This window comes from Actinoplanes sp. NPDC048796 (genome assembly GCF_040650035.1).
Classification (GTDB): Bacteria; Actinomycetota; Actinomycetes; order Mycobacteriales; family Micromonosporaceae; genus Actinoplanes.
In genome coordinates this window covers 1,187,518-1,208,708 of the sequence record NZ_JBEZGO010000001.1, presented here as the reverse complement: position 1 = coordinate 1,208,708, position 21,191 = coordinate 1,187,518, and the positions used below count along the sequence as shown (strand labels likewise).

25 protein-coding genes are annotated in these 21,191 nt (G+C 70.5%); 19 read left to right on the top strand and 6 right to left on the bottom strand.

Translation table 11 applies throughout. The features are described from left to right. Together AB0C26_RS05745 and AB0C26_RS05740 are read left to right on the top strand one after the other, a co-directional pair. Positions 1-588, top strand: a complete 588-nt coding sequence (locus tag AB0C26_RS05745) for a hypothetical protein (RefSeq protein ID WP_360242049.1) — start codon at positions 1-3, stop codon at positions 586-588. Positions 589-626: 38 nt separating this feature from the next. Then, positions 627-1,625, top strand: coding sequence for a glycosyltransferase family 2 protein (locus AB0C26_RS05740; protein ID WP_360242046.1), 999 nt, complete (start codon positions 627-629; stop codon positions 1,623-1,625). On the opposite strand, the gene AB0C26_RS05735 is transcribed toward AB0C26_RS05740, so the two are convergent. The 3 genes from AB0C26_RS05735 to AB0C26_RS05725 are packed head-to-tail and all read right to left on the bottom strand — an operon-like array spanning position 1,529 to position 5,356. Next, positions 1,529-2,290: a hypothetical protein gene (locus tag AB0C26_RS05735; protein ID WP_360242043.1), complete on the bottom strand. Its 762-nt coding sequence runs from the start codon at positions 2,288-2,290 to the stop codon at positions 1,529-1,531. The two genes, AB0C26_RS05740 and AB0C26_RS05735, sit on opposite strands and share 97 nt — an antisense overlap. A gap of 49 nt (positions 2,291-2,339) precedes the next feature. After that, positions 2,340-3,602 (bottom strand): nucleotide sugar dehydrogenase, encoded by a 1,263-nt coding sequence (locus tag AB0C26_RS05730; protein ID WP_360242040.1) that lies wholly within the window; start codon positions 3,600-3,602, stop codon positions 2,340-2,342. After that, complete coding sequence (locus AB0C26_RS05725) at positions 3,599-5,356, bottom strand: stealth family protein (RefSeq protein WP_360242038.1); 1,758 nt, start codon at positions 5,354-5,356, stop codon at positions 3,599-3,601. Before AB0C26_RS05725 ends, AB0C26_RS05730 begins: the two co-directional genes overlap by 4 nt. A gap of 199 nt (positions 5,357-5,555) precedes the next feature. Here AB0C26_RS05725 and AB0C26_RS05720 point away from each other — a divergent pair, with 199 nt between their 5' ends. From AB0C26_RS05720 to AB0C26_RS05705, 4 genes are all read left to right on the top strand, one after another. Next, positions 5,556-5,786 (top strand): hypothetical protein, encoded by a 231-nt coding sequence (locus tag AB0C26_RS05720; protein WP_360242035.1) that lies wholly within the window; start codon positions 5,556-5,558, stop codon positions 5,784-5,786. A 65-nt stretch (positions 5,787-5,851) separates the two neighbouring features. Beyond that, a complete protein-coding gene (ffh, locus tag AB0C26_RS05715; protein ID WP_360242032.1) occupies positions 5,852-7,411 on the top strand; it encodes a signal recognition particle protein in 1,560 nt (519 codons plus the stop codon). 55 nt (positions 7,412-7,466) lie between these two features. Further along, positions 7,467-8,063, top strand: coding sequence for a Uma2 family endonuclease (locus AB0C26_RS05710; RefSeq protein WP_360242029.1), 597 nt, complete (start codon positions 7,467-7,469; stop codon positions 8,061-8,063). 464 nt (positions 8,064-8,527) lie between these two features. Continuing rightward, the gene (locus tag AB0C26_RS05705; protein ID WP_360242026.1) at positions 8,528-9,604 is read left to right on the top strand and encodes an amidohydrolase family protein; all 1,077 of its coding nucleotides are present in this window, start codon (positions 8,528-8,530) and stop codon (positions 9,602-9,604) included. On the opposite strand, the gene AB0C26_RS05700 is transcribed toward AB0C26_RS05705, so the two are convergent. Both AB0C26_RS05700 and AB0C26_RS05695 read right to left on the bottom strand, forming a co-directional pair. Then, entirely contained in the window at positions 9,594-10,934 is a 1,341-nt protein-coding gene (locus AB0C26_RS05700; RefSeq protein WP_360242023.1) for a PQQ-binding-like beta-propeller repeat protein, read from the bottom strand. The genes AB0C26_RS05705 and AB0C26_RS05700 overlap by 11 nt on opposite strands. After that, on the bottom strand, positions 10,924-11,430 hold the full coding sequence (locus tag AB0C26_RS05695; RefSeq protein WP_360242020.1) for a SigE family RNA polymerase sigma factor: 507 nt from the start codon (positions 11,428-11,430) through the stop codon (positions 10,924-10,926). Before AB0C26_RS05695 ends, AB0C26_RS05700 begins: the two co-directional genes overlap by 11 nt. A gap of 75 nt (positions 11,431-11,505) precedes the next feature. Between AB0C26_RS05695 and proS the strand changes: the two genes are divergently transcribed. The 13 genes from proS to AB0C26_RS05630 all read left to right on the top strand — a co-directional run bounded on the left by proS (position 11,506) and on the right by AB0C26_RS05630 (position 20,012). Further along, positions 11,506-12,912 (top strand): proline--tRNA ligase, encoded by a 1,407-nt coding sequence (proS, locus tag AB0C26_RS05690; RefSeq protein WP_360242017.1) that lies wholly within the window; start codon positions 11,506-11,508, stop codon positions 12,910-12,912. Beyond that, positions 12,912-13,568: a DUF402 domain-containing protein gene (locus tag AB0C26_RS05685; RefSeq protein ID WP_360242014.1), complete on the top strand. Its 657-nt coding sequence runs from the start codon at positions 12,912-12,914 to the stop codon at positions 13,566-13,568. Before proS ends, AB0C26_RS05685 begins: the two co-directional genes overlap by 1 nt. A 170-nt stretch (positions 13,569-13,738) precedes the next feature. Next, the gene (rpsP, locus tag AB0C26_RS05680) at positions 13,739-14,254 is read left to right on the top strand and encodes a 30S ribosomal protein S16 (RefSeq protein WP_360242011.1); all 516 of its coding nucleotides are present in this window, start codon (positions 13,739-13,741) and stop codon (positions 14,252-14,254) included. Further along, positions 14,232-14,489 carry an RNA-binding protein gene (locus tag AB0C26_RS05675; protein ID WP_014447131.1) on the top strand — a complete coding sequence of 86 codons (258 nt, stop codon included), beginning with the start codon at positions 14,232-14,234 and terminating at the stop codon, positions 14,487-14,489. Before rpsP ends, AB0C26_RS05675 begins: the two co-directional genes overlap by 23 nt. A 3-nt stretch (positions 14,490-14,492) precedes the next feature. Beyond that, a complete protein-coding gene (rimM, locus tag AB0C26_RS05670; RefSeq protein WP_360242008.1) occupies positions 14,493-15,059 on the top strand; it encodes a ribosome maturation factor RimM in 567 nt (188 codons plus the stop codon). Then, entirely contained in the window at positions 15,059-15,817 is a 759-nt protein-coding gene (gene trmD / locus AB0C26_RS05665) for a tRNA (guanosine(37)-N1)-methyltransferase TrmD (protein ID WP_360242005.1), read from the top strand. Before rimM ends, trmD begins: the two co-directional genes overlap by 1 nt. 123 nt (positions 15,818-15,940) lie before the next feature. Beyond that, positions 15,941-16,297: a 50S ribosomal protein L19 gene (gene rplS / locus AB0C26_RS05660; protein WP_360242002.1), complete on the top strand. Its 357-nt coding sequence runs from the start codon at positions 15,941-15,943 to the stop codon at positions 16,295-16,297. A 113-nt stretch (positions 16,298-16,410) separates the two neighbouring features. Beyond that, on the top strand, positions 16,411-17,280 hold the full coding sequence (lepB, locus tag AB0C26_RS05655) for a signal peptidase I (protein ID WP_360243568.1): 870 nt from the start codon (positions 16,411-16,413) through the stop codon (positions 17,278-17,280). Continuing rightward, positions 17,277-17,918 carry a signal peptidase I gene (lepB, locus tag AB0C26_RS05650; RefSeq protein WP_360241999.1) on the top strand — a complete coding sequence of 214 codons (642 nt, stop codon included), beginning with the start codon at positions 17,277-17,279 and terminating at the stop codon, positions 17,916-17,918. Before lepB (AB0C26_RS05655) ends, lepB (AB0C26_RS05650) begins: the two co-directional genes overlap by 4 nt. A gap of 44 nt (positions 17,919-17,962) precedes the next feature. Continuing rightward, the gene (locus tag AB0C26_RS05645; RefSeq protein WP_360241996.1) at positions 17,963-18,406 is read left to right on the top strand and encodes an NUDIX domain-containing protein; all 444 of its coding nucleotides are present in this window, start codon (positions 17,963-17,965) and stop codon (positions 18,404-18,406) included. After that, positions 18,406-19,221 (top strand): ribonuclease HII, encoded by an 816-nt coding sequence (locus AB0C26_RS05640; protein ID WP_360241993.1) that lies wholly within the window; start codon positions 18,406-18,408, stop codon positions 19,219-19,221. Before AB0C26_RS05645 ends, AB0C26_RS05640 begins: the two co-directional genes overlap by 1 nt. Further along, a complete protein-coding gene (locus AB0C26_RS05635; protein WP_097318465.1) occupies positions 19,218-19,541 on the top strand; it encodes a DUF2469 domain-containing protein in 324 nt (107 codons plus the stop codon). Before AB0C26_RS05640 ends, AB0C26_RS05635 begins: the two co-directional genes overlap by 4 nt. A 54-nt stretch (positions 19,542-19,595) precedes the next feature. Further along, on the top strand, positions 19,596-20,012 hold the full coding sequence (locus AB0C26_RS05630; RefSeq protein WP_360241990.1) for a M23 family metallopeptidase: 417 nt from the start codon (positions 19,596-19,598) through the stop codon (positions 20,010-20,012). Here AB0C26_RS05630 and AB0C26_RS05625 read toward each other — a convergent pair. Beyond that, positions 19,998-21,185, bottom strand: coding sequence for an aminotransferase class V-fold PLP-dependent enzyme (locus tag AB0C26_RS05625; RefSeq protein ID WP_360241988.1), 1,188 nt, complete (start codon positions 21,183-21,185; stop codon positions 19,998-20,000). The genes AB0C26_RS05630 and AB0C26_RS05625 overlap by 15 nt on opposite strands. Positions 21,186-21,191: the final 6 nt, after the last annotated feature.

Here is a 21,191-nt window from a genome sequence, read left to right as displayed (position 1 = left end):
GTGACGCTCGACACGATGGACCGGGCGCGCTGGGAGCTGGCCGCGATGGCCGGGCGGCTGCGCTCGCTCGAGGCGCGGCTGGTCGAGGAGCGGCGGCTGGCCGAGGCGTACCGCAAGGAACGCGACCGCGAGCGCAAGCGGGCCGACCGGCTGGAGCTCGGTCCGCTGTCGTGGCGGGCGGCGCTGCGCTGGTGGCACGGGCGGAACCGGGCCGGCGCCCGGCCGCCGGCCGGCCCGGGCTACGCGCCCGTCGCCGCCGTGCGCCCGCCGGTCCACCTCTACGTGGTGCTCGGCCTGGACGCCGCCGGGGTGCACGACTTCGTGCTGACCCTGCGCCAGCGGTTGCTCGTCAGCCCGGACCACCGTCCGGTGGTGATGACCGACTGCGCGTCCTACCCGGCCGGCAACCACGGCGTGCTGCTCGAATACCTGCCGGACCGGGCGACCTGGGAGCGGCACCGGCCCGACCGATCGTGGGAGGACGTGCTCTCCGAGCGGCTGACCCGCCTCAGCCGCGACCACGACACCGTCCGTACCACGATCGTCGACCGCGCCCGGCCACCGACACTGGCCGAGCTTCTGCGGTAAATCGCAACCTTCTTCTCCGGCGCGTCGTTTGCCCGGTCATGAGCGCGCTCATCTCCGTGGTCGCGCCGGTCTACAACGAGGGGCCGGGCGTCGAACGATTCGTGCGCCGGCTCACCGAGGTACTCACCGGCGCCGGGCTGCGCTACGAACTCGTACTGGTCGACGACGGCTCCGGCGACGACTCCTGGGACCGGATCGTGCGGCAGTCGCTGCTCGACCGGCGGGTGCGCGGCGTCCAGCTCTCCCGCAACTTCGGCAAGGAGCCGGCCGTGCTGGCCGGGCTCGAACACGCGGCCGGCGACGCCGTGGTCGTCATCGACTCCGACCTGCAGCACCCGCCGTCGGCGATCCCGGCCATGGTGCGGCGCTGGCGCGAGGGCGCCCACGTCGTCGAGGCGGTCAAGCGCAACCGCACCGGGCAGGGCCTGATCGGGCGGGTCGGCGGCCGCCTGTTCAATCGGGCCTTCACCGGACTGACCAAAGTGGACCTGGTCGACGCCACCGACTTCCGGTTGCTCAGCCGGGCCGCCCTGGACGCGTTGCTGCGCCTGCCCGAGCACGCGTCGTTCTTCCGCGGCACCAGCAGCTGGATCGGTTTCCGGCGCAGCACCATCGAGGTCGACATCGACCACCGCGAGGGCGGCCGCTCCCGCTGGACGTTCCGGTCGCTGTTCCGCCTGGCCGTCAACGGGATCACCTCGTTCAGCTCGGCCCCGCTGCACCTGGTCACTCTGGTGGGCATGGCCTTCGCCGCGTTCGCGCTGCTGCTCGGCGCGCAGACGCTGATCCGCTGGATCGGCGGCGGCTCGGTCGAGGGCTTCCCCACGGTCATCCTACTGCTGCTGGTGATGGGGACCTTCGTGCTGCTCGGCCTCGGCGTGATCGGCGAATACCTGGCCCGCATCCACGAGGAGGTGCGCGGCCGGCCGCGCTATCTCGTTCAGGAGCGGGCGGACGGGCTCCTGGTTCCCGACGAGTGGACCAGGGCGAGCGCGGCCAGCGCCAGCCCGACCACCACGAACGGCCGGGCCCCGTAGAAGAACGCGAAGGCCCAGGGCAACGGGAACGGCCCGGTGCCCCGGACGGCGATCGCGTCCTCCAGCAGGCTCCCGGTGACGCTGAGGGTGTTCAGGGCGAGGACGACGAGCGCGACCAGGCCGAGCGGATTGTCGAAGCGCCCGGCTGCCCGCCATCCGGCCACCAGCCCGGCGATCCAGGCCAGGGCGGTCAGCGCCAGCGCGGCGACCGGCGCGGTCCGTTGCACCTTCAGCACGGCGTCCGAGCCCTCGCCGTCGGTCGGCTGGAAAGTCAGCCGCCAGTCGTCGTTGGCGGCGGTGAGCCCGTCGCCGTCGGTACCGGCGCGCCAGCCGTCGGCCGCCAGGCGCTGCCGGGCCTCCGCCAGGTCGGTCTTCGCGGCGCCGAAGGACGTCTCGGCGAAGCCCGGCCCGTACTCGTCCACGCCGAGCAGCCAGTTCGAGCCGTCCGCCACGTCATCGTCGTAGGCCGAGCCGGCGACGTGCTCGACCCGGCTGATGTCGGTGCCCTTCTCCGAGCCCTCCACGACCATCCCGGCCAGCGCGTGCATCCGTTCGTCGGTGGGCAGATCGCCGGCGAACACGTGCCAGGCGGGCCAGGCGGCGGCCGCGGCGAACAGGGCGGCGATCGTCAGGGCGACGGAGACACGCAGGGCGAGGCGGCGCATGGCGCGAATGATCCACCAACGGCGCCGAGCGCCGCCACCGGCGGTTCGGTCAGAGGCGGTGCGCCTGCCGGTCGGTGGTCACCCCACGGGTGTCGAAGAAGCGCTTCGCCAGACGGGCCAGGTGGTCGGCGTCGTACTCGCGGTGGTTCTGCACCAGGATCACCAGGTCGGCCGAGGCGCTGGCGCCCTCCAGGTCGTCGGTGCGGGAGACCTCCACGTCGCCGACCGTCCACTGCGGAACGTGCGGGTCGTGGTAGAGCACCGTCGCGCCGAGCGCGGCCAGCTGACGGGCCAGCGGGGTCGCCGGCGACTCGCGCTGGTCGGCGATGTTCGGCTTGTACGTGACCCCGAGCAGGAGCACGGTCGCGCCGTGCACGGCCTGGCCGTCCGCGTTCAGCAGGTTCTGGGCCCGCCGGGCCACGTAGTCCGGCATCGTCGCGTTGATCTCCTGGGCCAGCTCGACGAAGCGGAACGGATAGCCGAGCCGGCTGCGGACGTTGTGGCTCAGGTAGTTCGGGTCGATCGGGATGCAGTGCCCGCCCACGCCGGGGCCCGGATAGAACGCCTGGAAGCCGAACGGCTTGGTGGCGGCGGCCCGGATCACGTCCCACAGGTCGATCTCGAGCTCGTGGCAGAACCGGGCCATCTCGTTGACCAGCGCGATGTTCACGTGCCGGTACGTGTTCTCGAGAAGCTTCGCGGTCTCCGCCTCGCGGGTGCCCCGGGTCCGGACGACGGTGTCGACGAAGCGGCCGTAGAAGCCGGCCGCCCGCTCGGTGCAGGCGGGCGTGTAACCGCCGACCACCTTGGGAGTGTTGCGCGCGCCGAACCGCTCGTTGCCGGGATCGATCCGCTCGGGCGAGAACGCCAGATGGAAGTCGAGGCCCGCGGTCAGCCCGGAAAGCCGTTCCAGCCGGGGCCGGACGACCTCGTCGGTGGTGCCCGGATAGGTGGTCGACTCGAGCACGACCAGCATGCCGGGGCGCAGGTTGCGGCCGATCGCCTCGGTGGCGCCGACGACCGCGCGCAGATCCGGGCCGTCGCCCTCGGCCAGCGGAGTCGGTACGCAGATGACGGCCGTGTCCGCGGCGGCGATGGCCCGCTCGTCGGTGGTCGGGTGGAAGCCGGCGGCGAGCATCTCGGCGATGTCGGCGTCGCTGAGGTCGTCGACGTGCGAGCGGCCGGCCGCGAGCGACGCCACCACCGACGGCTGCACGTCGAAGCCGGTCACCCGCAGCCCGCGGCGGGCCGCCTGCTGCGCGAGGGGCAGCCCCACGTAGCCGAGGCCCAGGATGACGACGTTCATGCTCATGAGAGAGGCCTTTCGGCGAAACGGTGGCGGGTCGCCTGCCGTGCGATCACGGGCCGGCGGGTCGAGGACGGCGACATGGTGCCCGCGCGGGGCGTGTTGAGCTCCCAGCGCGACGGGAACGGCAGATAGGCCGGGAGGAACTCGGCCAGCAGGGCGGCCTGCTCGGGTACGAGCGCGGCCGGCGAGTCGGTGTCGTTGAGGCAGAACGCGTCGAGGTTGCGGTTGTGCAGCAGCCGGGCCAGCCGGAACGGAGTCGACGGGTCGGCCAGGTCGGTGTACATGTACTCGATCTCGCCGGGCGCGGCCCGCCCGGTCAGATAGGCGTAGTACTGCTGCAACGAGGAGAGCAGCGCGATGTCCTCGGGGTGCCGGAACTGATGCGCGGAGGTGGCCTCGACCTCCTCGGCGAAGCGCAGCTCGATCTCGGCCAGCACGCTGCGCCGCGACGGGTGCGGCGTGTGCTTCATCTTGCGGGTCAGCACCCGGCCGAACGTGTCCCGGATCAGATCCCGGTTGTTCTTGCCGGCCGAGTTGGCCGGGGTGTCACCGGGCCGCCGCGGCGCCGCGTCGACCCGGGCCCCGGACGGGAAGAACCGGGTCAGCCCGCCCGGCGTGAAGAACATCTCGGGCGGCACCGGGCGGCCCAGGAAGACGTCGTCGTTCAGATAGAGGAAATGCTCGGCCAGGCCGGGCACGCGGTGCAGCCGCGACTCGATCGCCTGCGAGTTGAAGGTGGGCAGCCGCCCGGTGCCGCCGAAGATCTCCCGGTGGCTGACCACCGTCAGGTCGGCCCGGTCCAGATCGAGCCAGGCCGGCACCTGGTCGTCGGTGACCAGGAAGACGTGCCGGATCCAGGGCGCGAACGCGTGCAGCGAGCGCAGCGAGTAGCGCAACTCGTCGCGCGAGACGAACCGTGACGGGTTCGCCGTCTGCTCGTTCGCGCCGGTCACCCAGCCGTTGTCGCGCAGGGCCCGGGTCTTGCGCGCGAGCCAGGCCGGATCCTCGCCGTCGACCCAGGTGTAGACGGCGTCGATCGGGAAGGCCACCCGGTCCGGGTCGGCCATGGTGAAGACCTCCCGGGTCCGGTACCGCGGCAGCGGGCCGGGCACGCCGAACGGGCCGAAGACCGGCTCGGGCGCGACGGTGACCGGCTCGCCGGCCGCGATCGAGTCGGCCACCGGGTTGGGGCGGGGCCCGGCCAGGCGGCCGTCGGCGGCCCGCCACAGCTCGACCTCGCACGCGTACTCGGTGCCGTAGACGATGTGGCCGCCGGGATCGGTGACCGGCCAGCTGACCCGCAGCAGCCGGGTGGTGGCGCGCCGGCCCACGACCTCCAGGCGGCCCACCTCGGCCCAGGTGAGCGCGTCGAGCGCGGCCAGCACCCGGTCGCGCTCGGCCTCGGGGACCGCCACGGCCGTACGGGTCAGGGAGTCGGTGGGGACGCGGAACCAGTCGATGCCCGCGGTGGACAGCGACGCGACGACGCGGTCGAGATTTTCACGCCGTACGGAGGCCGGGTCCGACCAGGAGGAACGACGGGCCACAAGGCGCGCCGCGGCCGTGCGGACCCGCAGCGCCGGCGCCTCCGCGGGCGAGGGCAGGAGCTTGCGCCGGGGTCCCAGCGGAACCACCCGCCGCGCCGCCCGGAGCCGGCGTTCGGCCGGAACGCGGGGCAGCAGCCGGAGCTCCACCTGGCGCAGCACGCGCCGCCGGACAGGCCAGGGCGCCAGCCCGAGGATCCGCCGCAAGGGCACGCCGTCGTCCTTCCGCCGGGGTCAGTCGCTCGTGACCCTCAACTGGCGCCCGCGCCGTAAGTGACGCCCTATATCACCGGTATACGCGATTTGCCGGTGTGACGTGGCCGATCTTCCGGGGCCGACCCCTAGGGGATACGGCTGATGCGGCGGGTTGCCTCGCTGAGTCATGGTGGATTCACAACCTGGGGAGGTCGAGATGGGCAAGGCCATCGCATTTCTCGTGGCACTGATCGCCGGCGTGGTCGTGGTCGGCTGGGTCGCCGCCAACCTGATCGGGCCGGTGCTGTTCTACCTGATCGTGGGCGCTCTGGTGATCGGCGGCGGCGCGCTTCTCTACGCCAAGGCCAAGAAGTCGATCTCGCAGGACGGCCGTACCCAGCGGCGGATCGAGGCCGCCGCGAAGACGTACCGCATGCGCAACAAGTGAGCTCGCGCGCGGGCGGCTAGGCTTGCGGTCGGCACACCCTCCTCTGACCTACGGGAAGCTGAACCGTGTTTGACACTTTGAGTGACCGCCTTTCCGGGATCTTCACCAAGCTCCGTGGCAAGGGCAAGCTCACCGATGCCGACATCGACGCCACCGCGCGCGAGATCCGTCTCGCCCTGCTGGAGGCCGATGTCGCGCTGCCCGTGGTCAAGGCCTTCATCTTCAACGTGAAGGAGCGCGCTCGCGGGGCCGAGGTCTCGCAGGCGCTCAACCCGGCCCAGCAGATCATCAAGATCGTCCACGAGGAGCTCATCAACATCCTCGGCGGCGAGGGGCGGCGGCTCCAGTTCGCCAAGCAGCCGCCCACGGTGATCATGCTGGCCGGTCTGCAGGGTTCCGGTAAGACGACGCTGGCCGGCAAGCTCTCCCGCTGGCTGAAGAACCAGGGCCATCAGCCGCTGCTGGTCGCGGCCGACCTCCAGCGCCCCAACGCGGTCAACCAGCTCCAGGTGCTCGGCGGCCGGGCCGGCGTCGAGGTGTACGCCCCGCAGCCCGGCAACGGCGTCGGCGACCCGGTCCAGGTCGCGAAGGACTCCATCGAGCACGCCAAGCGCTCGGCCAAGGACATCGTCATCGTCGACACCGCCGGCCGCCTCGGCATCGACGCCGAGATGATGCGGCAGGCGGCCGACATCCGGGCCGCGGTCGACCCCGACGAGGTCATCTTCGTCATCGACGCCATGGTCGGCCAGGACGCGGTGCAGACCGCCGAGGCGTTCCGCGACGGCGTCGGCATCACCGGCGTGGTCCTCTCCAAGCTCGACGGCGACGCCCGCGGTGGCGCGGCCCTCTCCGTCCGGCACGTCACGGGCGAGCCCATCCTGTTCGCGTCGACCGGTGAGAAGCTCGAGGACTTCGACCTCTTCCACCCCGACCGGATGGCCAGCCGCATCCTCGGCATGGGCGACGTGCTGACCCTCATCGAGCAGGCCGAGCAGGCCTTCGACGAGGACCAGAAGGAGAAGATGACCGGCAAGCTGCTTGCCGGCGAGACCTTCACCCTCGAGGACTTCCTCGACCAGCTCATCGCGGTGCGCCGGATGGGCCCGATCGCCAACATCCTGGGCATGATGCCCGGCATGGGCCAGATGAAGGCCCAGCTCGACGAGCTCGACGACAGCCACTTCGACAAGGTCACGGCGATCATCCGCTCGATGACCCCCGGCGAGCGCCAGAACCCCAAGATCCTGAACGGCTCCCGCCGCGCCCGCATCGCGAACGGCTCGGGCGTCACGGTGATGGACGTCAACCAGCTGCTCAACCGCTTCACCGACGCCCAGAAGATGATGAAGCAGATGAGCGGCATGATGGGCCTGCCCGGCGGCCGCCGCAAGGCCACGAAGAGCCCCAAGAACAAGCGCAAGGGCACCAAGGGCGGCAACCGCCCCCGCACCGGCGCCGGCGCGGCCGGCGGCCTCCCGGCGGGCTTCCCGGGCGGCATGCCCCAGCTCCCGCCGGGCCTCGACCCGAACGCCCTGGGCGGCGGCGGAGCGGGCGGCTTCAAGCTCCCCAACCTCGACTTCAACAAGCTGATGAAGCAGCAGCGGGACGACGACAAGAACTAACTGGTGATCTAGACATGGGTACAGTAGTCTCGTGACACCCCCTGAGGAGGTCCCGATGACTGCGGCCCTTCATGTGCCGAGCCTGCTGGATGAGAAGCAGGACTGGACCGTCGACGACCTGGCGAGCCTTCCACAGGATCTTCGCTATGAGTTGATCGACGGAAGGTTGATCTTGCCGTCACCCACCGGCTTTCACCAGGACGTGTGCTGGGAGCTGAACAGCATGCTCCGGCCCCACTGCCCGCCCGACTACAAGCCGATCATCGACCTGTCGCTCGAGGTCGATCGGCGGAACGAGCCGCGGCCCGATGTCGTCGTGGCGCGTAAGGCTTACGGCTTCCGCACGCCCGTCCCGGTGGACGGGGCGCTGCTGGTGGCCGAGGTCATCTCCCCGACATCCCATTTCCGCGACATGCAGGCCAAGTGGAAGTTGTACGCCGCCTACGGCGTCGGCACCTACCTGGTCGTCGATCCGACCTTCAAGGGCGGTGTCGTGCTGACCGAGTACCGTCTCGGCGGCAATGGCCAGTACGACACCGTCACCAGCACCAACAGGGTCTTCACGACCGACGTGCCCTATCCGGTCACCATCGACGTTCCGGCCCTGACCGCCCTGCGCGAGGACTACCGCAGGGCCCAGGACGAAGCGTGACCATCTGGTCGCGGTCGAGGGTCACGTCCGTCCGATCCGATGTGCTCGACCGGGGTCGAAGAAGTGGCCCCGCGCCGGCATTCCGTCCTACTGGGCCGAACGGGGTCACCATCACGCAGTTCGTGCTCGGGTGCGGTGGGCGATACCGCCGGCGTCTCCACTCGGCCGAGCGCGTGACGATCGAGCATCCGTGGCGGACGGGCATCGACCGTCCGGCGATGACCCGCGAGCGCGAACTGCTACGAGCGAGGTGCGTTGCCGCGGCGTCACACACACCGTCGCCCGCAGGTCCACCGGGCAGGCTTCAGCCGGTTGAAACAGTGGCGGCGCCGGCACCCGCCACGCCGAACGCGCAGCCCTCGGCCGCGGCCTAGTCGTGCGCCAATGGCGATGACGGATCGTCGATCGGGTCAGGAGCCACAACCGTCCCCGCGGATGAACGCTCGATCGGGTAGGACTGTCGTATGGCTTTTCATGTACGTGGGGCCGTCCTGCCCGAGGGGGACGTGAAAGATCTCTGGCTGGTGGGGGATCGGGTCACGTTCGAGCCGGTCAAGGGCGCGGAGACGGTCAGCGACGGTGGGTTCGTGATGCCGGGGCTGGTCGATGCGCACTGCCATCTGGGGATCGCTCTGGGTGCCAAGCCGATCGAGAGCCTTGATCAGGCCCGGGAGCTGGCGGTGCGGGACCGGGACGCGGGAGTGCTCGCGCTGCGGGACGCCGGGTCGCCCTTTCCGTATCCGGAGCTGGATGACGAGGCGGGGATTCCGCGGCTGGCCCGGGCCGGGCGGCATGTGGCGCCGCCGAAACGCTATCTGCGCGGGGTGGGGATCGAGGTCGAGGCGCCCGGTGTCGCCGAGGCGGTGACGGAGCAGGCCAAGGCCGGGAACGGCTGGGTCAAGATCGTCGGGGACTGGATCGACCGGGGGGCCGGCGACCTGGCGCCGTCGTGGGACGAGGCGACCATGACCGCGGCCGTCGAGGCGGCGCACGCCGCCGGCGTGCGGGCCGCTGTGCACACCTTCTCCGAAGAGGGGGTGGCCATGATGGTGCGGGCGGGGGTCGACTCCGTCGAGCACGGGACGGGGCTGTCGCTCGACCTCATCGACGAGATGGCCCGGCGGGGGACCGCGCTCGTGCCCACGATGATCAACATCAGGACGTTCGGGAAGATCGCCGAGCAGGCCCGGGGGAAGTTCGACGGGTACGCCGATCACATGATCGAGCTGCGCGACCGGTTTCCGTCGGTGGTGCGGGCGGCGTACGAGGCGGGCGTTCCGATCTATGTCGGCACCGACGCCGGTGGCGGCATCCGGCACGGGCTGGTCGCCGAGGAGATGCTGATCCTCGAGGAGGCCGGCCTGCCCGCCGAGGAGATCCTGGCCAGTGCCTCGTGGCGGGCCCGGGAATGGCTCGGCTTTCCGGGGCTGGTCGAGGGTGGCCTCGCCGACCTGGTGGTCTACGAGGCCGACCCCCGGCGCGATCTGCGGGTCGTGCGCGCGCCCAGCCGCATCGTGCTGCGCGGTCAGGTCATCCGGTAAGGCTCCACAGGCGCAGGCTGTCGTCGGTCGGGCAGGCCAGCCGGTCGGCGGTGTTCACGCACGGGCCGATCCGCCGCGGGATGTCGCCGAGCCGGGTCAGCTGCCGGTCGGGGATGCGGAACGTCATCACCGAGCCGGCCGCCGTGGCCGGCATCATCAGGAGGGCATCCGTGCCCAGCCAGCCCACACTGGTGTCGGGCGTGCGGAACGCCGACGATCCGTCCGCGGCCAGCAGCAGCACCGTCTCCGCGCCCGGGCCTCCGACGAGCACGTTCTCGCCGCTGGCCGAGATCGCCGACGCGTTGTCCGGTGCCGCCTTCCGCCAGAGCTGCCTATGGCTCACGACGTCGACCGCGGTCACCCGCCCGGCGCCGGCCGGCCCGGCGTCCAGGACGCAGATCCGATTCGTCCCGCAGGCGTCCATGCCGGCGAACTTCGCCGGCCCGCCGCTCAGGATCACCTCCGACTTCCCGGTGGTCAGGTCGGACGAGACGACCCGGTAGGCCGCGGTGTCGCAACACGGGATCGTCTCGGTGAACAGGCGGCCGCCGGCGACCACGTACTGGGTGCCCGGTGGCCCGGCCGGCGTGATCGTCCGCAGCAGCGTGCCCTTGGCCGCGTCGCGAACCAGGATCTTGCCGGCCTCCGTCACCTGGATCAGCCGGTCACCGTCCGCCAGGAGCCGGGCCGCCGGGTTCGCGGTGTCCGACCAGACCGGTTGCCCCGTCCGGACGTCACTCGCCACGACCTCGCCGTTCGAGGCCCAACGGCGGACCATGACCTTCCCGTACGAGATGAGCTCGTCGGCGTCGCCGACCCGGAACCGGCGGATCGGGCTGCCGGTCGCCGGATCGTAGAAGGCGACCGACCTCTCCACCCGGACCATCACCGCGTCCGGCAGGGCGCGGACGTCGGTCACGGCGCCGGCGGCCTGTTCGGTGAACGTCCAGAGCACCGCCCCCGTGTGCAGGTCGGCCGCGTTCAGGCGCATCTCGCCGCCCGGCGTCGTCCAGGCCGAGAACAGCTTCCCGTCCCCGACCGCCTGGCCGACCGACGAGGCGGGGCCGCCGGTGTCGACCGGGGAGCCGACCTCGGTCAGGACCCGGCTCGACGGGGTCGGCGAGATCGTCCGGTCGGCGTCGTGCCGGGGGCGGGAGACGACCGCGCCCACGCCGACCGCGACCAGGCAGACCGCGAGGGCCGCCGAGAAGGCCGCCTGCCGGTGGGTGCGCTGCCGGCCGCGCCGGCGGGCCTGTTCGGCGCCGGCCAGCGGGATGGTGTCGGCCGCCCGGCCGAGACCGGTGAGCAGCTCGTCGAGGTCAGCGGGCATCGTGGCTCTCCTCCTTCGCCGGGACGGGGCCCAGGGCGGCGGCCAGGCCGGCCCGGCCGCGGGACAGCCAGGACTTGACGGTGCCGGTCGAGGTGCCGGTCTCGGCGGCGATCTCGGACACCGAACGGTCGAGCAGATAGTGCAGGGCGAGCGCCCGGCGGTGGATGGCGGGCAGGGTCTGCATGGCCTTCACCAGCAGCACGGTGTTCTCGGAGGGCGGCGGCGCGGGTGGTGGCGCCGGTGCGTTTCGGAGCCGGCTCCGGCGTACCCCCAATTGTCTCCACCGATCCGTGGCCAGACGGCTGACCACCAGGCGTAACCAGGCCTCAGGGTTCTCGTAGCCGGCTAACCGTCGCCAGCGTTGCCAGGCGCGGGCATAGGCCTCCTGCACAAGGTCCTGAGCCTCCGTGGCGTCGCCGGTGAGGCCGTACGCGTACCGGGCCAGCCGTCGCGAGGTGTCCCGGTAGAAGTCGTCGAAATCGTCTGTGGCCGTCATCCGCACCGCCCTTCCACCTAGGACACGGGATGCCTGTCGGAGTGGTTGCGCGACCCCTGACTAGAATGTCGCCTCGTGGCTCGAGTGCTCACTCCGCGTGCGGAGGACTTTCCTCGCTGGTACCAGGACCTGATCGCCAAGGCGAAACTGGCGGACAACGGCCCGGTGCGCGGCACCATGGTCATCCGACCGGTCGGTTACGCGATCTGGGAGCGGATGCAGGCGGACATGGACGCCCGCATCAAGCAGGCCGGCGTCCAGAACGCGTACTTCCCGCTCTTCATCCCGGAGAGCTACCTGCGCCGCGAGGCCGACCACGTCGAGGGCTTCTCGCCGGAGCTCGCCGTGGTCACCCACGCGGGTGGCAAGGAGCTGGCCGAGCCGCTGGTGGTCCGCCCGACCAGCGAGACCGTGATCGGCGAGTTCATGGCCAAGTGGGTCGACTCGTACCGTGACCTGCCCCTGCTGCTCAACCAGTGGGCCAACGTGGTCCGCTGGGAACTGCGCCCGCGGACCTTCCTGCGGACGACCGAGTTCCTCTGGCAGGAGGGCCACACCGCCCACGCCAGCGAGGCCGACGCCCGCGAACACGCCCGTGACGTGCACCGCAACGTCTACGAGGCGTTCATGACGGACTTTTTGGCCATCCCGGTCGTGCCGGGCCGCAAGACCCGCAAGGAGCGCTTCGCCGGCGCCACCAACACCATGACCGTCGAGGCCATGATGGGTGACACCAAGGCGCTGCAGATGGGCACGTCGCACGAGCTCGGGCAGAACTTCGCCAAGGCGTTCGACATCTCCTACTCGTCGGCCGCCGGCGGCGTCGAGCACGCGTGGACGACCTCGTGGGGCACGTCCACCCGCATGCTCGGTGGCCTGATCATGGTGCACGGCGACGACAACGGCCTGCGGCTTCCGCCGGTCATGGCGCCGGTCCAGGTCCAGGTCATGGTGGTCAAGGCCGGGGAGGGCGTGGCCGAGGCCGCGACTCAGCTGGTCAAGGACCTCAAGACGGCTGGTGTACGGGTGAAGCTCGACGACCGCTCCGACGTGCCGTTCGGCCGCCGCGCGGTGGACGCCGAGCTGCAGGGCATCCCGATCCGTATCGAGGTCGGCCCGCGCGACCTGGCCACCGGGAACGTCACGATCGCCCGGCGCGTCGACGGCTCGAAGACGCCGACCGCGATCGGCGACGTGGTGGGCGCGGTCACCAGCGCGCTCAAGGCCGACCAGCAGCGGCTCTACGACGAGGCGCTGGCCTTCCGCGCGGCCAACACGGTCGAGGTCAAGACGCTCGGCGACGCCATCGAGGCGGCGCAGACCGGCTGGGCCCGGGTGCCGTGGTCGGCGGTCGGCGAGGACGGCGAGGCCGAGGCCAACGGCAAGGCCGTGACCGTGCGCTGCCTGGTCCGCGAGGACGGCTCGATGCCGGACTCGGGCGACGAGGACGGCCTGGTCGCGATCCTGGCCCGCTCCTACTGATGGCGTTCGCTCCGGGCCGTCTGGTCCTGCACCGTGACACGCACCGCGGCCGGCTGGGTTTCGTGCACCCCGGCCGCGTCGTGTCGGACGACGACCGCGGGTTGCTCCTGTGGGTGGCCGAGTCGTCCGTGATCGCCGTGGAGACGGCTCTTGACGGGCGGGGCCCGCGGGATTTCCCCTCGTTCGCCGACTGGATCGCGGCGCCGCGTTCTCTTCAGCTCGCCGAGTGGCGTGGGCCGGGAGTGCTGCGGTTCTTTCCGCGCGACGCTTCACACTCTGTCTGGTTTTTCCGGGACGAACTGGACAATTTTGCGGCTTACTACGTGAACCTGGAAGAGGGCGCCGTCCGCTGGGACGACGGTGACGTGGCCGGCATCGACGTGATCGACCAGGACCTCGACATCGTTGTCTCCTCCGACCTCGAGTGGGAGTGGAAGGACGAGGACGAGTTCACCGAACGCCTGGAGAGCCCCGAGCTCTACTGGGTGCCCGACCCGGGCGCCGTCTGGGCCGAGGGCCACCGCGTGATCAAGCAGATCGAGGCGGCCGAGTTCCCCTTCGACGGCACGTGGACCGAGTTCCAGCCCGATCCGTCCTGGGAGACCCCCGTCGCGCTGCCTGAGGGCTGGGATCGGCCGGTCGTCGCGCGCGTTTGACGCCCGGTTTCCCGTCACCGCCGGTCATCTGGCAGAATGGTTCCTTGGTCGGTACACCGGAGCGCCCTCTAACCCTCCGGTGCAGCCAGTCCAGCGAGACATCGGTCCCCGCAACCCCACGTGGGTGGCCGTCGGCTCAAAAACTCACGCATTCAGGAGCGAAGACAACCGTGGCCGTAAAGATCCGGCTTCTGCGGATGGGCAAGATCCGCAACCCGCAGTACCGCATCGTCGTTGCCGACTCGCGCACCAAGCGCGACGGCCGTGCCATCGAGTACGTGGGCATCTACCAGCCGAAGGAACACCCCTCGGTGATCCAGGTCAAGTCCGAGCGGGTGCAGTACTGGCTCTCGGTCGGCGCGCAGCCGAGCGAGGCCGTGCAGCGCATCCTGGAGAAGACCGGCGACTGGCAGCAGTTCAAGGGCCTGCCGGCTCCGCCGCCGCTGCTGGTGGCCGAGCCGAAGCAGAGCCGCGCCGAGGTGTACGAGGCTGAGGCCAAGGCCGCCGCCGGTGTCGCCGAGACGCCCGCCAAGACCCCCAAGAAGGCTGACAAGGTCGCCGCCGCTCCGGAGGCCGCCGAGGCCAAGCCGGCGCAGACCAAGGCCGCCAAGCCCGACGAGCCCAACCGTGAGGCCGTCGCCGAGACCGCAGAGGACCCGGCCGGTGCCGGCGCCGACGCGAGCTGACGGGGCGCTCCGGCCGGCGCTGGAGCACCTCGTCAAGGGCATCGTCGACAACCCGGACGACGTCCGGGTCCGACTGGTCGACTCGCGCCGCGGCAAGCGGCTCGAGGTCCGCGTGCACCCCGAGGACCTGGGTACGGTCATCGGGCGCGGCGGGCGTACGGCCAAGGCCCTGAGGCAGGTCATCGGGTCGATCGGTGGGCGCGGCATCCGCGTGGACATCGTCGACGCGTACTGATCGATGCTTCTAGTAGTCGGCCAGATCGGTAAGCCGCACGGGATCCGGGGCGAGGTCTCGGTGGTCGTGCGTACCGATGAACCGGAAGAACGTTTCGTCCCCGGGTCGGTGTTCGTCACGGAGGTCCCCAAGGACCGCCGTGTCAGCACCGGCCCGGCGGCCGTTCCCGCCGGTGCCAAATATGAAGTGCCCAAGCAACTCGTGCTGGAGCAGATCCGCTGGCATCAAGGCCGCGGTATCGCCCAGTTCGAGAACGTCTACGACCGCAACGTCGCCGAGGCGCTGCGCGGGGTGTGGCTCCAGGTCGACAGCTCCGCCATCGCGGCGCCGGACGACCCGGACGAGTTCCACGACCACCAGCTGGTCGGCCTGCGGGTCGAGTCCGCTTCCGGTTTCGTCTACGGCGACGTGGCTCGCATCGATCATGCGCCGGCCTCGGATCTGATCGTTCTGAAGAAGACCGACGGCGGTACGGCGCTGATCCCGTTCGTGAGCGCGATCGTGCCCACGGTCGACCTCGCCGGCGGGCGCATCGTCGTCGATCTGCCCGAGGGCCTGCTGGACCTCTGATGCGCGTCGACATCATCTCGATCTTCCCGGAGTACTTCGCGCCGCTCGAGCTGTCGCTGATCGGCAAGGCGCGATCGACCGGGCTGCTCTCCGTGGACGTGCACGATCTGCGGAAATGGACCAGCGACGTTCATCGGACGGTGGACGACACGCCGTACGGCGGTGGGCCCGGCATGGTCATGCGGCCCGAGCCGTGGGGGCAGGCCCTCGACGCGGTCGGGCCGGGCACGCTCGTGATTCCGTCGCCGGTCGGCAAGCCGTTCACCCAGGCCGACGCGTACTCCCTGGCTTCTCTCGATCATTTGATCTTCGCCTGCGGGCGGTACGAGGGCATCGATCAGCGGGTGATCGACGACGCCGCCGCGCGGATGCCGGTGCTCGAGGTCTCACTCGGTGACTACGTGCTCTTCGGTGGCGAGGTCGCGGTCATCGTGATCATGGAGGCCATCACCCGGCTGCTGCCCGGGGTGCTGGGGAACGCCTCGTCGCTGGATGAGGAGTCGCACTCGGCCGGTTTGCTCGAAGCGCCCGTTTACACGAAACCTGCTTCGTGGCGCGATCGGGAAGTTCCGGAAATTTTGCGATCGGGAGACCATGGGCGAATTGCCCGGTGGCGCCGGTCGCAGAGCCTTCTGCGGACTGCCTCCCGCCGGCCGGACATGATGGCGGCGTACCCTTCGGAACTTTTGGACAAAAAAGACAGGGCGGCTCTGGACGAGGGCGGATTTCAGATCACGCCTCCCTCTGTGGCAAAGTAGGGAGGTTGCCGATTTCGCCCCGCGCCGTGGGGTGGGATCGAGGGCTCCTTGAAGTGGTGAGGGGCCAGGATCACCCGCCGCGCACCGAACTCCCGGTGCGCCTTTGAGTACGAGGATGCAGCGATGAACACGCTGGACGCTCTCGACGCCCAGTCGCAGCGCACCGACATTCCCGCTTTCCGGGCCGGCGACACCCTCAAGGTGTACGCGCGAGTCGTCGAAGGTAACCGTTCCCGCGTCCAGATCTTCCAGGGCGTCGTGATCGCCCGGCAGGGCGCCGGCCTCCGGGAGACCTTCAAGGTCCGGAAGATCAGCTTCGGCGTCGGTGTCGAGCGGACCTACCCGATCAACAGCCCGGCCATCGACCGCATCGAGGTCGTGAGCCGCGGTGACGTCCGCCGCGCCAAGCTCTACTACCTGCGTGAGCTCCGCGGCAAGAAGGCCAAGATCAAGGAGCTTCGCGAGAAGCAGACCGTCTGATCTTGATCGATCCTGTGCTACCGCCCGTAAGTTTCCCTAGGGAGATACTCGGGCGGTAGTGCTGTATCCGGGGCGGTTTCGGTCGGCGGCGGGAGATGCGAAGCGTGGAACCGATGGAGGGCTACCGGCCGTCCGAGCGACGGCGGCGGTCCATGATCCGGCGCAAGGAGATGCCGCTCTGGCAGGAGCTGCCGCTCCTGCTGATCGTGGCCTTCTGTCTCGCCGTGCTGATCCGCACCTTCCTGGTGCAGGCCTTCTACATCCCCAGTGGGTCGATGCAGAGCACCCTGGAGATCAAGGACCGGGTCCTGGTCAACAAGGTCGTGTACGACATGCGCGACCCGGTCCGCGGCGAGATCGTGGTCTTCCGCGGCACCGACAACTGGGCCCCCGAGGTGACCGAAGAGGTCAGCAACTCGTTCGTGGCCAAGCTCGGCCGCACCGTCGGCGACCTCGTCGGGGTGAGCCGGCCGGGTGAGCGCGACTTCATCAAACGGGTGATCGGGCTGCCCGGCGACAAGGTGGCCTGTTGCGACGCCAAGGGCCGGATCACCGTCAACGGCGTGGGGATCGACGAGTCGTACATCGCCGACGGCTTCAACTCCGACCTCAACCAGCCGCCCAACCCGAACCAGTGCACCAGCCGGCGCTTCACCGAGGTCACCGTCCCACCGGGTGAGATGTTCGTCATGGGCGACCACCGCGAGGTCTCGCAGGACGCCCGATGCCAGGGGCCGGTGCCGATCGACAACGTGATCGGCCGGGCCTTCGTGATCGTCTGGCCCAGCAGCCGGTTCACCAGCCTCTCGGTGCCCGACGTGTGGAAGACGTACGCCGAGAACCACCCCACCGCGGCCGGCCTCCCGGAGCGCCGGAACAGTCCTTCGACGGAACTTTTCGCACTTCCTTTTCTCTTAAGTGGGGCGTTATCCGCGCGTTCCGGACTGCCGTTCTCGATTCGGCGTCGTAGGCTCCCATCGTGATTGACGAGCAGACGGAGCCGAAGCGCAAAAGTTCCTTTTGGCGCGAACTTCCGATCCTCCTGGGTGTGGCGATCCTCGTCGCCGTACTGGTCCGCGCCTTCGTGCTGCAGACGTTCTACATTCCGTCCCCCTCGATGGAGCACACGCTCAACGTGCTCGACCGGGTGCTCGTCAACAAGCTCGTCTACGACTTCCGGGAACCGAAGCGTGGCGAGATCATCGTGTTCGAGGCGCCCAAGGAGTGGCAGTCCGGCGCCGAGGGCGAGGACTTCATCAAGCGCATCATCGGCACCCCCGGCGACCACGTGCAGTACACGGGCACCGGCAAGCTGATCGTCAACGGCGTGCCGCTCGACGAGCCGTACATCTACAAGGACTCCGACGGCACCCAGGACCCGCCGGCGAGCACCAACTTCGACGTCGTCGTGCCCGAGGGCCGGCTGTGGGTGATGGGCGACCACCGGGCCGCGTCCGGTGACTCCCTGGAGCACTACCAGGACAGCGACCACGACATCACCCAGGCCACGATCACCGAGGACTCGGTCGTCGGCCGCGCCTTCACGGTCTTCTGGCCGGTCAGCCGCGCGACCTGGCTCTCGGTGCCGGACGGCTTCGACGCCATCCCCGATGCGAAGTAACACCCGGTCGTAAGATCCACGCCGGGCGCAATAGGCTTGTTCGCGTGACCGTCATCAACCGACGCGCCGGTCGGGTGCTCCTCGTCGATCAGGCCGGGCGCACCCTGCTGCTGCACGGCGGTGACCCGGCCCGTCCGGGCCATCGCTGGTGGTTCACCCCCGGCGGGGGTCTTCTTGACGGCGAATCGCCGGCCGAGGGTGCTGCGCGCGAGTTGTTCGAGGAGACCGGTCTGCGCGTGTCCCCCGCCGATCTTGGGTCTTCGTACTGGCGCGAGGTCAGCGAGTTCAGCTACAGCGGCCGCGACTATCGGCAGGATCAAGACTTCTTCCTGCTGCGGGTCACCGAGATCCAGATCGACATGGCCGGCATGGACGACGACGAGCAGGAGACCATCACCGAGCACCGGTGGTGGTCGGCCGAGGAGATCGAGGCCAGCTCGGAGCTGATCTACCCGGTCGAGCTGCCCAAGTTGCTGCGGGGCCTGTGATGCTGTCTCCTCCCCGCACGGTGGTCCGCCGCGAGGGCGGTCTGTACGCGCTGGAGCGCGCGCTCCAGCGCCGGGGTTTCCGCCACGTGGCCGGGGCCGACGAGGCCGGCCGGGGCGCCTGCGCGGGCCCGCTGGTGGCCGCCGCCGCGATCTTGCCCGAGGGCAAGCGCGGCGAGATCGACGAGCTGGCCGACTCCAAACTGCTGACCGCGGCCGCCCGCGAGCGCGTCTACGACCAGGTCGTGGCCCGGGCCCTGGCCTGGTCGGTGGTGATCATCCCGCCCACTGAGGTCGACGCCCGCGGCCTGCACGTGTGCAACCTCGCGGCGATGCGCCGCGCCCTGGCCTCGCTGGCCACCCCGCCGGAGTACGTGCTGACCGACGGGTTCCCGGTCGACGGCCTGGGCGCGCCCGGCCTGGCGGTGTGGAAAGGCGACCGGGTGGCGGCGTGCGTGGCGGCGGCCAGCGTGCTGGCCAAGGTCACCCGGGACCGGCTGATGGTCGAACTGCACGACCAGTTCCCGGCGTACGGGTTCGCCGTGCACAAGGGCTACATCACCGACGAGCACACGGCCGCCCTGCGCGAGCACGGGCCGTGCGCCGAGCACCGGTTCTCGTACGTGAACGTGGCCGCGGCCTCCGGGCGCGGCAACCGGCCGCCCCGGGCCCGCCGCCCCGTTCCGGCCGAGGCCCCGCCGGTACTGTTTGCGCCATCCGGCGTCGTTGGGGGTACCGTCGGCGTGGCGTCGGGCGACCAGCCTCAGCCGTCGCCGTGTGTGGGGGAAGATGAGGCCATGGAGGGCGAAAAGCGATGAGCGCAGAGGATCTCGAGAAGTACGAGACCGAGATGGAGCTGCAGCTCTACCGGGAGTACCGCGATATCGTCCGCCAGTTCTCCTACGTGGTGGAGACCGAGCGCCGTTTCTACCTGGCCAACCAGGTCGATCTGCACGTGCGTAACTCGGACGGCGAGGTCTATTTCGAGGTCGAGATGCACGACGCCTGGGTCTGGGACATGTACCGGCCGGCCCGGTTCGTCAAGAACGTCCGCGTGATGACCTTCAAGGACGTCAACGTGGAAGAGCTGGAGAAGCCGGACATCTCGCTGCCGGACGACGCGGGCTTCGGCAACTAGCGGGTTATCCACAGCCCCTTTTTTCGACCTTGGGGAGGCGGCAGGGTTTCGGCCATGCCTTTCCTCGGTCTCCTGCTCGCCGTCCTGTCCTTCGGCTGGCCCCTGGCGGCGCCCACGGTGGTGCGCCGGTTCGACCCGCCCGCGCAACCGTGGCTGGCCGGTCACCGCGGGGTCGATCTCTCCGGCTCGCCGGGCGCGCCCGTTCTGTCGGCCGGCCCCGGGACGGTGGTGTTCGCCGGTGAGCTGGCCGGGCGCGGCGTCGTGAGCATCGCCCACGCCGGTGGCCTGCGGACCACGTACGAGCCGGTGACCGCCTCGGTGGCCCAGGGCGACGTGGTGGCGGGCGGCGCGGTGATCGGCGCCCTGGAGGCCGGTCACCCGGGCCTGCACTGGGGTCTCCGGCGCGGTGAGCTCTACCTCGACCCGTTGGCGCTGCTCGGCCTGGGCCGGGTGCGGTTACTGCCGCTTTAAGCCATGCAACAGCTGTGGCAGCCGCTCGGCCAGCCGGTCGTACTCCTCGGCCCGGTTGTAGACCTGCGCGCTCAGCCGGAGCAGGCCGCGCCCGCCCCAGGCGTTCACAGCGGTCTCGGTGGCCAGCTTCTCGCTGATCAGGGTCCGCAGCGCGAACGCCTCGGGCGCGGTCGTGGCCAGACCCGACGGCAGCGGCACGATCCGCATGGCGACCTCCGGGTGGCCCGGGTGGGGAAGATCGGTCACGCCCAGAGCCTCACCCAGGACCCTTTGGCCGTACGCGGCCAGGGCCGCGTTGTGGCGGCGTACGGCCTCCCAGCCGAGCGTGCGGAGCGTGAAAAGCCCGGCCGGGGCGGCCAGCCAGGGCGTGTAGTCGATGGTGCCCTGATATTCGACGGCGGCCGGATAGCCCTGATCCTGCTCCCACGAGACGACCAGCGGCTCCATCCGCCGCCGCCACGGCGGGGTGACGGAGAGCAGGGCCGTGCCGCGCGGGGCGAAAGCCCACTTGTGCAGGTTGCCGACCCAGAAATCGGCGCCGATCGCGGCCACCTCGACCGGCAGCTGCCCCGGCACGTGCGCGCCGTCGACGAGCACCGGGATGTCGTGCTCGTGGGCGGCGGCGACGATCTCCCGCACCGGGAGGCAGGCGGCGGTGGCCGAGGCGATCTGGTCGACGACGAGCAGCTTGGTCTTGCCCGGCCGCAGCGCGGCTCGGATCCGCGAGACGACCTCGGCGCTGCTCGCCCCGAGCGGCAGGGCGACGGTCCGGGCGGTCGCGCCGGCCCGGCGGCACTGCCGGCGGGCGGCGAAGGCGACGGCGCCGTAACCGTGATCGGTGAGCAGCACCTCGTCGGCCGACTCGAGCCGCACGGACTGCAGGACGAGGGAGACGCCGGTGGTGGTGTTGGCGACCAGGGCGCTGCCGTCCGGGTCGGCGCCGAGGAAGGAGGCGAGGTGCCGTCGGGTATGGACGACCCGGTCCATCAGCCCCGCACCGGCGTAGAAGGCCATCGGGTTGGCGTCGACCTCGTCGCGGAGGCGCTGCTGGGCGCGCTGCACGCCGATCGGGACGGCGCCGAAGGAGCCGTGGTTGAGATAGGACACGCCCGGGTCGAGCGAGAAGAGAAGACGGGCGCCGGGAAGGGCTGCGGGCGGTTCTCCGGCGCTCACCCCCTG